The 518-nt window shown below is 59.8% G+C and carries 1 pseudogene; it reads left to right on the top strand.

The features are described from left to right. A pseudogene (locus HMPREF2996_RS13020) lies at window positions 1-189 on the top strand (hypothetical protein); the annotation flags it as partial. Window positions 190-518: the final 329 nt, after the last annotated feature.

Below are 518 nucleotides of genomic sequence, written 5' to 3'. Positions count from 1 at the left end.
AGAAGCGGAACTAAACCCAGGACGCTTCAGCCGAGCTTCCACCTGCATGACACCGGCGGCACTTACTATGTGGTTGCCGATGTCTCCTCTACCGGCTTAAGCGGCATTGATTTCTGCATGCAGCTACCCGAAACGAAGGGCGCGGCCGCCATCCCGCTGGCCGCCTTTACGGACAACCCGGAACCGTGACGGCACAAGGTGCGCTTTGCGTTCTGCAAGCGCCCTGAGGTCATCCGGGAGGCAGTCTGCCGCCTCACGGCTGCCTCTTAGAGGCTTAGGTGCAGCAGCACGTAAAGAGCGCAGGCCCCTACCTGTACTTTCGGGTCTGTATTTTTGGGTGTCTTTGGAGGTGGGGTTCGGTCGGCTGCTAGCGCAGCACCGTAGATGGTTTAAAGGTGCCATCAACGGGTTAATGCTGGGCCCGCCCCTCTTTTGTTGTTGTGGGGGGACGGTGAAAACCGGCTCTTCCGGTTTCGGGGTGCGTAGCGGGGTGAGGTAGAAAACGACGGGTTCAGCGG

This window comes from Corynebacterium sp. HMSC066C02, assembly GCF_001814945.1.
In the GTDB taxonomy this organism is placed as follows: domain Bacteria; phylum Actinomycetota; class Actinomycetes; order Mycobacteriales; family Mycobacteriaceae; genus Corynebacterium; species Corynebacterium aurimucosum.
This window is presented reverse-complemented; position numbering and strand designations above follow the sequence as displayed.